At 66.6% G+C, this 13,906-nt stretch carries 16 protein-coding genes; 7 read left to right on the top strand and 9 right to left on the bottom strand.

Annotated elements, in window-relative coordinates; all coding sequences use genetic code 11:
* The first annotated feature begins 46 nt into the window (after nt 1-46).
* Nucleotides 47-532 carry a M15 family metallopeptidase gene (locus FOY91_RS06650; protein ID WP_145149362.1) on the top strand — a complete coding sequence of 162 codons (486 nt, stop codon included), beginning with the start codon at nt 47-49 and terminating at the stop codon, nt 530-532.
* A gap of 385 nt (nt 533-917) precedes the next feature.
* On the opposite strand, the gene opgC is transcribed toward FOY91_RS06650, so the two are convergent.
* Entirely contained in the window at nt 918-2,105 is a 1,188-nt protein-coding gene (gene opgC / locus FOY91_RS06645; RefSeq protein ID WP_162527160.1) for an OpgC domain-containing protein, read from the bottom strand.
* Nucleotides 2,106-2,682: 577 nt separating this feature from the next.
* On the opposite strand from opgC, the gene FOY91_RS06640 reads away from it, so the two are divergent.
* Nucleotides 2,683-3,483, top strand: a complete 801-nt coding sequence (locus tag FOY91_RS06640; RefSeq protein ID WP_145149359.1) for a DNA adenine methylase — start codon at nt 2,683-2,685, stop codon at nt 3,481-3,483.
* Here FOY91_RS06640 and FOY91_RS06635 read toward each other — a convergent pair.
* Entirely contained in the window at nt 3,476-3,775 is a 300-nt protein-coding gene (locus FOY91_RS06635; protein ID WP_145149356.1) for a hypothetical protein, read from the bottom strand. The two genes, FOY91_RS06640 and FOY91_RS06635, sit on opposite strands and share 8 nt — an antisense overlap.
* A gap of 258 nt (nt 3,776-4,033) precedes the next feature.
* Between FOY91_RS06635 and FOY91_RS06630 the strand changes: the two genes are divergently transcribed.
* Nucleotides 4,034-4,498 carry an HIRAN domain-containing protein gene (locus tag FOY91_RS06630; protein ID WP_238995282.1) on the top strand — a complete coding sequence of 155 codons (465 nt, stop codon included), beginning with the start codon at nt 4,034-4,036 and terminating at the stop codon, nt 4,496-4,498.
* A gap of 170 nt (nt 4,499-4,668) precedes the next feature.
* Here the strand turns inward: FOY91_RS06630 and FOY91_RS06625 are convergent, their stop codons facing one another.
* Nucleotides 4,669-4,995, bottom strand: coding sequence for a YnfA family protein (locus FOY91_RS06625; RefSeq protein WP_145149354.1), 327 nt, complete (start codon nt 4,993-4,995; stop codon nt 4,669-4,671).
* 49 nt (nt 4,996-5,044) lie between these two features.
* Here FOY91_RS06625 and FOY91_RS06620 point away from each other — a divergent pair, with 49 nt between their 5' ends.
* A complete protein-coding gene (locus FOY91_RS06620; RefSeq protein WP_145149459.1) occupies nt 5,045-6,025 on the top strand; it encodes a cation diffusion facilitator family transporter in 981 nt (326 codons plus the stop codon).
* A 64-nt stretch (nt 6,026-6,089) separates the two neighbouring features.
* On the top strand, nt 6,090-7,205 hold the full coding sequence (wecB, locus tag FOY91_RS06615; protein ID WP_145149352.1) for a non-hydrolyzing UDP-N-acetylglucosamine 2-epimerase: 1,116 nt from the start codon (nt 6,090-6,092) through the stop codon (nt 7,203-7,205).
* Nucleotides 7,206-7,274: 69 nt separating this feature from the next.
* Here wecB and FOY91_RS06610 read toward each other — a convergent pair whose 3' ends face one another.
* Nucleotides 7,275-7,430 carry a DUF465 domain-containing protein gene (locus tag FOY91_RS06610; protein WP_145149350.1) on the bottom strand — a complete coding sequence of 52 codons (156 nt, stop codon included), beginning with the start codon at nt 7,428-7,430 and terminating at the stop codon, nt 7,275-7,277.
* A gap of 196 nt (nt 7,431-7,626) precedes the next feature.
* Between FOY91_RS06610 and FOY91_RS06605 the strand changes: the two genes are divergently transcribed.
* A complete protein-coding gene (locus FOY91_RS06605; RefSeq protein ID WP_145149348.1) occupies nt 7,627-7,824 on the top strand; it encodes a YdcH family protein in 198 nt (65 codons plus the stop codon).
* A 58-nt stretch (nt 7,825-7,882) separates the two neighbouring features.
* On the opposite strand, the gene FOY91_RS06600 is transcribed toward FOY91_RS06605, so the two are convergent.
* Nucleotides 7,883-8,359, bottom strand: coding sequence for an Hsp20 family protein (locus FOY91_RS06600; RefSeq protein ID WP_145149346.1), 477 nt, complete (start codon nt 8,357-8,359; stop codon nt 7,883-7,885).
* Between the two features lie 212 nt (nt 8,360-8,571).
* On the opposite strand from FOY91_RS06600, the gene FOY91_RS06595 reads away from it, so the two are divergent.
* On the top strand, nt 8,572-9,018 hold the full coding sequence (locus tag FOY91_RS06595) for a DUF1465 family protein (RefSeq protein ID WP_238995281.1): 447 nt from the start codon (nt 8,572-8,574) through the stop codon (nt 9,016-9,018).
* 404 nt (nt 9,019-9,422) lie between these two features.
* On the opposite strand, the gene FOY91_RS06585 is transcribed toward FOY91_RS06595, so the two are convergent.
* The 4 genes from FOY91_RS06585 to aroA all read right to left on the bottom strand — a co-directional run.
* Nucleotides 9,423-9,701 (bottom strand): integration host factor subunit beta, encoded by a 279-nt coding sequence (locus FOY91_RS06585; protein WP_145149343.1) that lies wholly within the window; start codon nt 9,699-9,701, stop codon nt 9,423-9,425.
* A 265-nt stretch (nt 9,702-9,966) separates the two neighbouring features.
* A complete protein-coding gene (gene rpsA, locus FOY91_RS06580; RefSeq protein ID WP_145149341.1) occupies nt 9,967-11,712 on the bottom strand; it encodes a 30S ribosomal protein S1 in 1,746 nt (581 codons plus the stop codon).
* A gap of 224 nt (nt 11,713-11,936) precedes the next feature.
* Complete coding sequence (locus FOY91_RS06575; protein WP_145149339.1) at nt 11,937-12,572, bottom strand: (d)CMP kinase; 636 nt, start codon at nt 12,570-12,572, stop codon at nt 11,937-11,939.
* Nucleotides 12,569-13,906, bottom strand: a 1,338-nt coding sequence (aroA, locus tag FOY91_RS06570; protein WP_275265940.1) for a 3-phosphoshikimate 1-carboxyvinyltransferase, incomplete at its 5' end; no start/stop codon positions are given. The genes aroA and FOY91_RS06575, both read right to left, overlap by 4 nt.

The raw sequence follows: 13,906 nt of genomic DNA, 5'->3' as shown, positions 1-13,906 counted from the left end.
CCCGACGCGCGCCGGGCAAGCGCGCACCCCCTGAAAGGACCAAGCCATGAGCATCACTCTCGGCGCGCGATCCGTCGCGCGCCTCGCCGGCGTGCATCCCGACCTCGTCCGTGTCGTCCACCGCGCTGCGCAGATGGCGGTTGCTGAGGAGGACTTCACCGTCCTTGAGGGCGTCCGCTCCGACGAGCAGGCCTACGTCAACTTCGGCAAGGGGCGAACGCCTGCGGAATGCACCGCCGCCGGCTGCGCGGCGAAGTTCGCTCAGCCCAAACTGGCGAAGGTGACCTGGCTAAAGAACCCGCTCAACTCGGTGCACCGCAAGCAGAAGGACGGGTTCGGCCATGCCGTCGACCTCGCGCCGTACCCGATCGACTGGAACGACATTCCGCGCTTCGATCGACAGGCAGCGCTGATGATGCGGGCGGCGGCGGCCGAGGGCGTGCGGATCACCTGGGGTGCCGACTGGGACAGCGACGGCAAGCCGCATGAGAGGGGGGAGAGCGATAGCCCGCACTTTCAGCTTGCGCGATGAGCGCTCCGCCCTCGCTGCTGCCGCAAACCGCGCGGACTGCGGCGGGGCGATGGTCGGGCAGAAGCGTCTGTCGGGCGCGAGGAAAATCTATGACCTGGCGGGCGGGAATAGGCCGCGCCCGTGGAATTGGAGCGGGGGGTAGAGAAAGCCCTTTCCACCGCTGATCTCCCGCGCCGCCTTGAGGCATCCGTGGCGACCGCAAATCGCTCACAGTTACCAGGGAGGCGGAAGAATCTCTCCGCTGCGCTTCATGAGCATTCCGCATGCGAGAACAACCGGGGCAGAAAGGCATAAGAGAATAGTTTCCAGATCCGCGCCGATGGCGGCCTCAATGGTCTCAAAGATGTCCATAGCGACGTACTTCCCTTTTTAATGCTGGATCTTTTCAGGTGCTCAACGGGTTCTGCTGTGCAGATTTCTTCCTTTTATCGCGCTGGACCATAAACTCGTGTAGTTTGGCCGGCAAGAAAAGCGATAACGCCGCGATAGCGATGATCGCACTGTCGTAGGGTTCGCCAAAGCCACCACGCGGGGCGAAAATGCCCAAAGCGTAGACAATGGCGATATGGAAAGCGAAAACCTGGAGAGAGTGCTGACCAAGAAAGATCAGTGGGCGAGCCGAGAAGAAACGTCTGAGAAATTCAGCCAACTTTCTCGTTGCCATGACATTAGAGCTAGACCCGGCTGATAACAACCAAGTCAATACGTACAAATCTATAACAAAAGCTAGAGTATAAAGTCCTCCAAAGTCGCTTCTCTTATTGGCCAATACGAAAGTCTCAGTGAAGCTTGGTGAAATAAGCTTCCACCACACGAGACGATCGAATATTCCGAGAAACACGATCGCTATCAGCGATACGTAAAATGCAGTTTCGAAGCTGGGGCGACGTAGGAAGGAAAGATCTAGTCCTTTTTGTGAGAGAAGATAGCCAGGGATAAGCCCCATCAGAAAAACTACCTGCCAGCCGAAGAGATTAAAATCTGAACCAATAGGGAGGCTCAGCCCTCGTTTAATTAAGAGATCTGAGGCAAATCCTGCGAGCAGGGAGGGCAGCAAGCTTTGAGCTAAAAGCCAAAGCAGTACGGAGGCTCCTACGACGGCCGCTAATTCTCCTGCCCGGAGGGCCCGCAGAACCCAAGGCGTGCAGAGCATATAAATGAGATACATGGGAAGTATTCCCATAGTGCTAGTCACCGAAAAAAGGGCGAGAGACCCAATAGTGGTCAACACAGGCGCGTCTATATAGCGCTGTATGATGTCGTGATTACCACCAATCAGAACCGCTGAAATCGCTATCAAAATCGTAAGGCCGGCATGGTACTTATATATCGTCCAGCACCGCTTGTTCATAGCCTGCCGGGTTGCTGGATAGCCACGTCGTTCCAGAATTCCGCTATAAACGAGCCCGACAACCAGCCCCGAGATAAATATAAAACCTTGAGCGTCTTCAACCCATCCAAACGCATGGTGATTGAGCTTGCCGACGAGGGTATCCAAGGTTTCGTCCGCATGCACGATCATCATCATGATCAGGAAGAACCCTCGGAACCCATCCAATAAGCTGAGACGCATCGTAAACCCCTTTTGAGAGGGCATGCCGACGGAACGATAGGGTTGCAAGGTGGCAACGAAGATAACCCCGCCTCACGCACTCATGCCAGCCTCGGCGATGCCAATTCCATCGCCGCCTATTGGTCGCAGATCTACGCAGGCAAGAGTAGCGGCGAGGATGTCGACTGTGCCGTCGCCTGCGCTGCCAGAATTGGCATGGCACGTAGACAGAGCGAGGCGACAGCATAGTCGTGCCCGTCCTCATCGGCGGGTTGATACCGCAGGCCAGGGTGAGGGTGGATGGTGATCGGGTTGCCGTCCGGTAGGTGAAATTCGGGCATGGCACGCTCCATCGATTCGTGCCGCCCATCGTGGGGCCCGGTTAGCTCGACGTCCACTCCAGCGGGGAGCAGCGCTTAACCGCACGTCGCTGAGAGCCTTGCTTCCTACAGAACACGTCCGCTGGCTGAAACCAGCGGGGGTTGCCGTGTGTCACCACGGCGAACCGACGAGGTCGCACTCGTCACGGGCGGCTGGCTATGCCGCTATCGCCCCGCACCCGCCGAAGCGGGCGGGGCCTCAATGGACATGAAAGATTATGGAGACCCTAACGACCGTCGCGGCCGTGAGCCCGGCTGCGCCCTACCTCGGCGGCAAGCGCAACCTTGCCCGCCGTCTCGTCGATCGCATCGGCACGATCCCGCACACGACCTATGTCGAGCCGTTCGTCGGCATGGGCGGGGTGTTCCTGCGCCGCACGGCGCGGCCGCGCGCCGAGGTCATCAACGACCTGTCGGGCGACGTCGCCACGCTCTTCCGCGTGTTGCAGGAGCATTATCCCTACTTCATCGACATGCTGCGCTGGCGGCTCACCAGCCGGGCCGAGTTCGACCGCCTGCGTGCACTGCCCGGCGATCGTCTGACCGACCTCCAGCGCGCAGCGCGCTTCCTCTACCTCCAGCGCCTCGCGTTCGGCGGCAAGGTGAAGGGGCAGCACTTCGGCGTCAGCCGTGCCAACCCCGGGCGGTTCGACGTGACGAAGCTCGAGCCGATGCTGGCGGATATCCACGAGCGCCTCGCCGGCGTCGTGATCGAGCAGCTGCCCTATGCCGAGGTGATCCGGCGCTACGACGGGCCGGAAACGCTGTTCTATCTCGATCCGCCCTACTGGGGCTGCGAGGCTGACTACGGCGACGGCTTCGCGCGTGACGACTTCGAGCGGCTGGCCGACCAGCTGGCGGCGATCAGCGGCAGGTTCATCCTCTCGATCAACGACACGCCCGGCGCGCGCGAGGTGTTCGGCCGCTTCGCCATCGATGAGGCGGAGACGACCTGGACGGTGGGCACTGCGGCCGCGGGCGCCGGCAAGCGCGTGACGGAGCTGATCGTCTTCAATTGAGCCCGATCGGCGTCGCGTCCCAGGCGCGGCGCCCGGTCGCCTCATAGGCGGCGCGCAGTCCGCGGTACTGCACGCGAAGATCCCGCGCGATCGCCTCCGATGCCTCGCGAACCTCCTTCGGCGTGCGCAGGCCAGGCTCCGCCTCAAGGATCATCGCCATTGAGACGACGAGCGCCTGAACGGCTTTCTTCGAGTCGACGACGGCGCCACCGGCCTCGTCGCGGTTGGCGTCGAGAATAGCGTTCATGATCGCGGCGCCCATCACGGCTACGGGGTCGACAGGCTGGCTCATTGGACCCTCATTGGCTGGGCAGGAGATGTTGCGAGCTTTGCATGGGGCCGGTTGATTGTCAGCAGTCGCGCGCCGCCATCTCCGGCGCTATGTTCTCCCTATGTCTCTCCCGCCGCCCACCCTCCGCTGGCTGATCGACCAGGGCGTGGCGTTCGCGAACATCTGGTGCGGGTGCGGGCACGAGGGGCAGGTCAGCCTTTCGCGCTGGCCGGCGGAAACCGAGTTCCCCGCCATCGAGCGGATGCTCCGATGCTCGAGATGCCGGCGCCGACCGAGTCAGGTGATGCCGGCATGGGAGCTGGCGCCGATACCGGGAAAGGGCAAGTGATGGTTGACCGCGAATTCTCGATCCACGTCGTCGGCGTGGCCTACCTGAACGCGGACGGCAGCAATCGGCTGTTCGCGGTCCGGACCTGCCGGCCGGGCGATCCGATCGAGTTGCGGCCCGAGCCGAAGCATCCGCTCGACGAGCACGCGATCGCGGTCGTCGACCAGCGCGGCGAGCAGCTGGGCTATGTGCCCGCCGACCGCGCGCCTTGGATCGGATCGAAGATGCGGACCGACCCGGTGACCGCGATCTTCCAGGAAGAGACGCGGGGCGGGGCGGCGATCCGGGTCAGGATCGGCGAGGGCGCACCGACGCTGCCGCCGATCTTGCCGGAAGAAGTAGAGCGGGACGACTGGGACGCGGTCGATCCCGAGGGTCCGGAATTCGGTGCCTGACATGGTGGTGCGGTTCCCGCTCGACCATCCCTGATGTCTGACGCGACCGCGATGCCCCTAGCAAAGTAATGTGGGGGCACTTTTGGGTCGCAGAAATTGCATCTCACTTAAAGAGCCGCGCAAATCCGCCGAAAAATGGCTTAAGGTAGGTTGGTGCCGGGCCCACCATGCTACCCGCGCGGCGCGAACAGGATGACGAGGGCGCCCGCCAGGCACAGGCCGCTGCCGGCCATGTCCCACCGATCGGGCCGCACGCCTTCCACCAGCCACAGCCAGCCGAGCGACGCGGCGATGTAGACCCCGCCATAGGCGGCAAAGGCGCGGCCGGCGTCGTCCGCCGGGCTCCACGTCAGCGCCCAGGCGAAGAACAGCAGCGCCGCCACCCCCGGCACCAGCCACCACGCCGAACGACCGAGCCGCAGCCAGCCCCAGAAGGCGTAGCAGCCTGCGATCTCGGCAACGGCGGCGAGCGGATAGAGAAGCGCGGACTTGACCATTGTCCCGTCGTGGCGTCCTAAGCCCATCGGGACAAGCGCGGAGGCGACGATCAGCGGCGGGCATCGACACGGCGAAGGCAAGGATCACGCCCACGATCACGGCCATGCGTCGTCCGGATCCCACGCGGGTCACGGCCACGCCGGTCACAGCCACGCCCCGGCCGATTTCGGTCGCGCCTTCGCCATCGGCATCACGCTCAACATCGGCTTCGTCGCAATAGAGGCGGCGGCCGGGCTGCTGGTCAACTCGATGGCATTGCTCGCCGATGCCGGCCACAACCTGTCGGACGTGCTGGGGCTGGTGATGGCATGGGGGGCCTATCGCCTCGGCCGCCGTCCGCCGAACGCGCGCTTCACCTACGGCCTCGGCAGCTCGACCATCCTCGCGGCGCTCGCCAACGCGGTGCTGCTGCTCGTCGCCTCGGGGGCGATCCTGCTGGAGGCGGTGCGCCGCTTCGCCGATCCGCCGCCGGTACCGGGCCTGCCGGTGATGGCGATCGCCGCCGCCGGCATCGTCGTAAACCTGGGCACCGCGCTATTGTTCGCGCGCGGGCGGCAGGGCGATATCAACATCCGGGGTGCGTATATGCACATGGCGGCGGATGCGGCGGTGTCTGCCGGCGTCGTTGGCGACGGGCTGCTCACGCTGCTGACGGGCCTGCGCTGGATCGATCCGGCGACCAGCGTCGTCATCGTCGTGGTGATCGTCGCCGGTACGTGGGGGCTGCTGCGTGAATCGCTGGCGCTGGCACTGCACGCGGTGCCGCCGGGGATCGACGCGGGCGAGGTGACGGCGGCGCTGGGGCGGGTGCCTGGCGTCACCGGCGTCCACCACGTCCATATCTGGGCGACCAGCACCACCGCCACCGCGCTGACCGCGCATCTGGTGATGCCCGCCGGCCCGCCGGGCGATGCCTTCCTGCGCGGCATCGCGCATGATCTGGAGGAGCGCTTCGCCATCGGCCACGCCACCTTCCAGGTGGAGCGCGGCGGCGAGGCCGACTGCGGGGATTGCGGCGAGGCGGGGTGACGGCAACGCCATCGCAACCTCTGGCCGCTACCCCCGCGCGACCGCCCTTCGCGAGACAAGCTGCATGACCGACACCGCCCGCGTCCACCTGATCGCCGCCGCCCGGCCCAATTTCATGAAGGTGGCGCCGCTGTGGCACGCGCTGTCCGCCGCACCCGATTTCACGCCCGTGCTGATCCACACCGGCCAGCATTACGATGCCAACATGTCCGACGCGATCTTCGCCGACCTCCGGCTGCCCGCGCCGGACCATCATCTCGGCATCGGTTCGGGCAGCCATGCCGAGCAGACCGGGCGCGTGATGATCGCCTATGAGGCGGTGGCGCTGGCCGATCGGCCGGACTGGCTGATCGTGGTGGGGGACGTGAACTCCACCGCCGCCTGCGCGCTGACGGGGACGAAGCTGGGCATCCCGACCGTGCATCTGGAAGCGGGCCTGCGAAGCCGCGACCGGGCGATGCCCGAGGAACTCAACCGGCTGATGACCGACGTGCTGGTCGACGTGCTGTGGACGCCCTCGCCCGATGCAGACGCCAATCTCGCCGCCGAGGGTATCCCGCCGGAACGGGTGACGCGCGTCGGCAACATCATGATGGATGCGTTCGAGCTGAGTCGCCCCGCCATCCTCGCCGCCGACCATGCCGGCGCGCTGGGGCTGGCGGCGGGCGGCTATGGCGTGGTGACGCTGCATCGCCCGTCCAATGTGGACGATCCGGCGCAGCTCGCGCGGCTGGTGCAGGCGCTGGTCGCGGTGCAGGCACGGCTGCCGCTCGTCTTCCCGGTCCACCCGCGCACCGCCGCGCGGCTGGAGTCGGCCGGGCTGACCGCACGGCTGGAGGCGGCGGGCGTGCGGCTGGTGGCGCCGGCGTCCTACGTGCGGTTCATGAGCCTCGTCACGGGCGCGGCGGCGGTCATCACCGACTCGGGCGGCATCCAGGAAGAGACGACGTATCTCGGCATCCCGTGCCTTACACTGCGCGACAATACCGAGCGGCCGATCACGATCAGCGAGGGCACGAGCCGGCTGGTGAATGCGACGACGCTGGAGGGGGCGCTGGAGACGGCGCTGGCGGAGCCGAAGGCGGCGCGGCGGCGGCCGGACCTGTGGGACGGGCACACGGCGGCGCGGTGCGTGGCGGATCTGCGGGAGCGGACGGCGGCGGCTTCGGCGGCTGGTTGATCGGGAAGGAGGGGCACACTGCCGCCTCCTGCCACGCCCCGGACAGACCGGAGCGTGGGGCGCGAGCGACTAGAGTCGCTGGAGCGCTTCCTTGAGCTTGAGCTTCTGCTTTTTGAGCTGGGCGAGCAGCGTATCGTTGGGAGAGGGGCGACTGTTTTCCGCGGCGATTCGCGCATCCAGCCCGGCGTGCTTGGCCGACAGGGCGGAAAGATGAGCAGATTCCATAGGATAGTTCCTTTCGTCTCCGATTGGGAGAACGAGTAAATCACTATCGGACCTTCCTGTCTCGTGGATAAAATGGTCAATGCGACGGTAACCATGTCCGGTGCGGTCGGCCGATCGCGGCCTTGAGTGGCAGGTCGATCGGCCCTATCGATCCGGTCCGACGCGCGACCCTGCCGTTGCCGCGAGGAGCCGGCCGTTGGACCATGACGAGATCGCCAAGCGGGTGGCCCAGCTGCGGCAGGAGCATCGCGACCTCGACCTGGCGATCGCCGCGATGGGCGAGGCGGCGCTGCCGGACCAGATGGTGCTGGCGCGCGTGAAGAAGCGGAAGCTGCGGCTGCGCGACGAGATCGCCAGCCTCGAGGATCAGCTGATTCCCGACATCATCGCCTGAAATACGACGAAGGAGCCGGCCTTCCGCAGGCCGGCCCCCGTTTGCCGCCGTGCGGGGATCAGGCGGCTTCGCGCCGGTCGTCGCGGGTCGCCTCGATCGTGGCGGGGGCGGGGGCGCCGTCGATCTCGATCCGGCGCGGCTTCTTGTGTTCCGGCACCTCGCGCACCAGCAAGATGTTGAGCAGGCCGTTCTCGTAGCCGGCGCCCGTCACCTTGATGGTGTCGGCGAGTTGGAAACGGCGCTCGAACGCGCGCTTGGCGATGCCGCGATGGATGAACTGGCGGTCGCTCTGCTCTGCGGGGTCGCCCGCGCGGCCGACGACGATCAGCACGTTCTCCTGCACGGTCAGGTCGAGCTCGTCCTGACCGAAACCGGCTACGGCCATCGAGATGCGGTAGGCGCCATCGCCGACCTTCTCGATATTATAGGGGGGATAGGCCTCGTCCCCGCCACGCGTGGCGAAATCGACGAGGCGGTTCAAATTCTCGAAGCCGATCGAGGACCGGAGGAGGGGGGCAAAATCGACAGTACGCATGTCTCAACCCTTTCATCTGGCGATGAGTATACGGCCCGCGGGCATCCCGCCGGGCCTGCCGGTTCCGCCCCGAAGCGACGGTGCCGGCACGAAGAAACTGGGAAAGCGCGCACCGGCTTTCAAGCCCGTGCGCTGCGGCTTCGTCGTTCACCATCTTTGTCCGTTCTCGACCGAACCGGTTCGTGGCATGGCGCCGGCGAAGGAGCCTGGCGATGCGCGGCGATGGCATGACAATGCGGCTGGTGGACGCGCTCTACATCGAGGCGATGGTGCTCGCCGACGAGACGCGAAGCTATTTCGATGGACCGGGCCGGGCCGAACGCGATGCGCTGGCACCGATCGCCCGCGTCACCTTCACCTGCGAATCGCTGAAGGTGACGACGCGGCTGATGCACATCATCGCCTGGCTGCTCACCCGCCGCGCGGTTGCCGCAGGCGAGATCAGTGAGTGCGAGGCGCGTGATCCGTCACGCCGGCCCGGGCAGATCGCGGATGCCGGGGCGGGGGATCTGGCGAGCCTGCCAGATGCCGCGCAGGCGCTGGTGCTCGCCAGCGACGACCTCTACCGCCGCATCTGCCGGCTCGATGCGGAACTGGACCAGCCGGCCCCGGCCAGCCCGGCGCGGGGTCTGATCGCGCGGCTGGAAAACGCCTTCTAGCGGCTGGTGCGGGCGGGGGGGATCGAACCCCCAAGGCCTTGCGGCCGACGGATTTTCTTACCCGCCACGGCTTTCGCCGCCGCATCGTGCATGATGCGTTCGGGGTCTGGACTATCCCTTCACCATGCCCCGCCCGCCGGAAGCGGGGTCGGGGTGCAGGTGCTGCCCGTCTAGTCTCTACACCTTCCCGGCGGCAGGCCGCCGGGCTTGGCTCGGGATCGCCATTTCACAGGGTTCCCCGAATTTGAGCAGTTCTGCATCGCCGGTTTCCCGCGCGAGCACCCAATCGTTCAAGTCCGTTGCGTCTACCAGTTTCGCCACGCCCGCACGGCGCTGCGTGGGCGGTCATAAGCGGCGATGCGCGCCGCGCCAAGCCCGTGCAGCCCCGGCGCCGTCGCGGCCGGTCAAACGTTGAGCCGGGCGCGCATCTCCTTGCCGGGCTTGAAATAGGGGACGCTCTTGGCCTCCACGTCCACCGGGTCGCCGGTGCGTGGGTTGCGGCCGACGCGGGCCACGCGCGCGCGGGTGGAAAAGGCGCCGAAGCCGCGAAGCTCCACACGTTTGCCGGCGGCAAGATGCGCGGTGATCGAATCGAAGAAGATCGCCACGATCCGTTCTACCTCACGCGGCGACAGGTCGGGATTGTCGGTGCCGAGCAGCTGGACCAGTTCCGAACGGATCATGTCTGTTTCTTCCTTCGTCCGCAAACAGATGGCGGTGGCAGGCGGCGGTAATACATCGACTTGACGAACGCTGTACGCGGCCGCCTTCATTTAAGTTAACTCTTATATGCCGCCGGCTTTTGCAACCATTCTCGCCCCGCAGTGCGGCGAACCGGCATTTTAGGTCGCCATGCGCCGCCTTCCGGTCGCTTCCGGGTGCCACGAATGAAAAAGGGGTGCGAACCTTGCGGTCCGCACCCCCGATTTCGGCTTATTCGTCGAACGATCAGTTGTCGTCGCGACGAGCCTTCAGAGCGGCACCCAGGATGTCGCCCAGCGACGCGCCCGAGTCGGACGAGCCATACTGCGCCACGGCCTGCTTCTCTTCGGCCATCTGCATCGCCTTGATCGAGAAGTTCGGCTTCTTGGAGCGATCGAAACCGATCACCATCGCATCGAGCTTCTGCCCGACCTGGAAACGCTCCGGCCGCTGCTCGTCGCGATCGCGACCAAGGTCGCCGCGACGGATGAAGCCGGTGACGCCATCGTCGCCCTGCTGCACGTCGAGGCCGCCGTCGCCCACGTTCATCACCGTGACGGTGACGATCGCGTTCTTGTTCAGGCGGCTGCCGCCACCGATCGCCGGACCGGCATCGCCACCACCGGCCGGGGCCGAGGAACCGGCCGAGACGCCACCGCGCTCCAGCTGCTTCATGCCGAGCGAGATACGCTCCTTGTCGGTGTCGATGTCGAGCACCACGGCCTTGACCGTCTCGCCCTTGTGATGAAGCGCGAGCGCCTCCTCACCCGACACGCCCCAGGCGATATCGGACATGTGGACCATGCCGTCTACGTCGCCGTCCAGCCCGATGAACAGGCCGAATTCGGTGGCGTTCTTGACTTCGCCCTCGACGACCGAGCCGACCGGATGCTGTTCGAGGAACGAATCCCACGGGTTGTTCTGCGCCTGCTTGAGGCCCAGCGAGATGCGGCGCTTGTCCTGATCGACCTCGAGGATGACCACGTCCACTTCCTGCGAGGTGGAGACGATCTTGCCCGGATGGACGTTCTTCTTGGTCCAGGACATTTCGGAGACGTGGACGAGGCCTTCGATGCCCGGCTCCAGTTCCACGAACGCACCATATTCGGTGATGTTCGTGACGCGGCCGGTGAACTTGCCCTCGATCGGATACTTGGCCGACGCGCCTTCCCACGGATCGCTCTCGAGCTGCTTCATGCCGAGCGAGATGCGCTGCGTGTCCTTGTTGATGCGGATGATCTGCACCTTCACCACGTCGCCGATGTTGATCATCTCGGACGGGTGGCCGACGCGCTTGTAGCTGAGGTCGGTGACGTGCAGCAGGCCGTCGATGCCGCCGAGGTCGACGAAGGCGCCGTAATCGGTGATGTTCTTGACGACACCCTCGATCACCTGGCCCTCGGCGAGCGACTGGATCAGGCCGGTGCGCTGCTCGGCGCGGGTCTCCTCCAGCACGGCGCGGCGCGACACGACGATGTTACCGCGGCGGCGATCCATCTTGAGGATCTGGAACGGCTGCGGGATGTCCATCAGCGGGGTCACGTCGCGGACCGGGCGGATATCAACCTGCGAGCCGGGCAGGAACGCCACGGCGCCGGAGAGATCGACGGTGAAGCCGCCCTTCACGCGGCCGAAGATCACGCCCTCGACGCGGGTGGACTGGCCGAACTCGGCCTCCAGCTTGTCCCATGCGGCTTCGCGGCGCGCGCGGTCGCGCGACAGCATCGCTTCGCCGTGGACGTTCTCGACGCGATCGACATAGACCTCGACCTCGTCACCCACCTTCAGATCGGCCTTCTGGCCGGGGGCGGCGAACTCGCGAAGCGCCACGCGGCCTTCCGACTTCAGGCCGACGTCGATGACGGCCATGTCGTTCTCGATCGCGGTGACGGTGCCCTTGACGACGCGGCCTTCAAAGCCATCGCCCTCGCCGAGGGATTCATTGAGCATCGCCGCGAAATCGTCGCGGGTGGGGTTCGGCGCAGTTGCCATGTGTGAGGGGTTCCTGTGAGTCTGGGTCCGGCCATCCGGTGGTATGCGGAGGTCTTTTGGCCGTTGACGCCGCGGCGGCACCATGCCGGTCGCGGCACCGATACGCGCGGTTCAGGTTCGCGAAAGCGGGGAATGCGAAAAGGGCGCGCCGGGCGTCGGCCTCGCCGAAAACCCCGCGCGCCTCGTCCAAGGAGGATCGCGACGCGAAACCCGACGGGCGGATCTCAGTCGTTCGCGGCCATCCGGATCCGGGCCTCCACGAGCGCGAGCGCCCGATCGATAGCTGCCTCTATATCCATGAACGTCGTATCGAGCAAGTCGGCGTCGTCCGCCTGCACCATCGGCGCATGATCGCGCAAGGTGTCGCGCCGGTCGCGCTCGCGGATGTCGAGCAGAACCCGGTCGAAGCTCGTTTCCAGTCCGCGCCCGCGCAGTTCCTCGTGCCGCCGTCGCGCGCGCACGGCGGGCGCCGCCTTCACGAACAGCTTGGCATCGGCGTGGGGGGCGATCACCGTGCCGATGTCGCGCCCGTCCAGCACCGCGCCACCGGGCCGGGCGGCAAACGCGCGCTGCCGCTCGATCAGCGCGGCGCGCACCGCCGGGTGCGCCGAGACGACGGAAGCGGCGGCGCCGGCCGCCTCGCTGCGCAGTTGCGGATCGGCCAGCATCGCATCGCTGAACCGGCAGCCGGCCAGCGCATCCGCGGCGATCGAGGGATCGGCCCCCTCGCGCAGCACGTGCAACCCCACCGCCCGGTACAGCAGCCCGGTGTCTAGGTGCGGCAGGCCATAGTGCTTCGCCAGCGCGCGCGCGATCGTGCCCTTGCCCGAGGCGGCCGGGCCATCGACGGCGATTATCATGCCTGTGCGGCTCCGAGGTCGGCGAGGATGGACGTGAAGGTGGGAAAGCTCGTGGCGACGGGCGCCATGTCGTCGATGCGGATGCCACCCTGCGAGGCGAGGCCCGCCACGGCGAAGCTCATCGCGATGCGGTGATCCAGTTCGGCGGCGACGGTGGGGACACGCTCGTCGCCGATGGAAGAGGGGCCTGCAAGGGGCGCGCCGTCGCTGCCGTCGATCGTCATGCCATCCTCATGCTCGGTCACGCGCGCACCGCAATGGGCGAGGCCGCGCGCCATCACCGCGATGCGATCCGATTCCTTGACGCGCAGTTCCTCCAGCCCGTGCATCACCGTGCGCCCGCGCGCCATCGCGGCGGCGACGAACAGGATCGGGAACTCGTCCACCATGCTCGGCACCACATCGGGCGGCACCTCGATGCCATGGAGGGTGGAATGGCGGACGCGCAGATCGGCCACCGGCTCGCCGCCCACCTCGCGCCGGTTCAGATACTCGATGTCGGCCCCCATCGCGCGCAGGATGCCGAACAGGCCGGCGCGGGTGGGGTTGAGGCCGACGTTGGCGACCGTCACGTCCGATCCGGGCACCAGCAGCGCCGCCACCACCGGGAAGGCGGCGGACGAAGGATCGCCCGGCACGACGATATGCTGCGGCCGCAACTCCGCCTCGCCGCGCAGGGAAATGACGCGTGTGCCGTCCGCCTGCACCTCCACCGTCAGATCCGCGCCGAAGCCGCGCAGCATCCGCTCGCTGTGGTCGCGCGTGGGCACCGGCTCAATCACGCGGGTGATGCCGGGGGTGTTGAGGCCGGCGAGCAGGATCGCCGACTTCACCTGCGCCGAGGCGACGGGCAGGCGATACTCGATCGGCACCGCCGGGCAGAGGCCGCGCAGCATCAGCGGCAGCCGGTCCCCCGGCGAGGCGGTGAAGGCGGCGCCCATGCGCGACAGCGGCTCGATCACCCGGCCCATCGGCCGCCTGGACAGCGAGGCGTCGCCGATGAAGGTGGCGGTGATCGGGTGGCTGGCGACCAGCCCCATCAGCAGCCGGGTGGAGGTGCCGGAATTGCCCATGTCCAGCGCGGTGGCCGGTTGCAGCAGCCCGCCCACGCCCACGCCGTGGATGTGCCAGCGGCCGTCGCCGTCGCGTTCCACCGTGGCGCCCATCGCCCGCATCGCCTGCGCGGTGGCGATCACGTCCTCGCCTTCCAGCATGCCTTCCACCACCGTCTCGCCCACCGCCAGCGCGCCCAGCATCAGCGAGCGGTGCGAGATCGACTTGTCGCCCGGCACCGTCACATGCCCGCGCAAGGGACCGGGGGCCGAGAAGACGGC

It is taken from the genome of Alterirhizorhabdus solaris (assembly GCF_007785815.1).
GTDB lineage: Bacteria > Pseudomonadota > Alphaproteobacteria > Sphingomonadales > Sphingomonadaceae > Alterirhizorhabdus > Alterirhizorhabdus solaris.
Note: the sequence above shows the minus strand (reverse complement) of the source record. Positions and strands in the feature narration are given on the sequence as shown.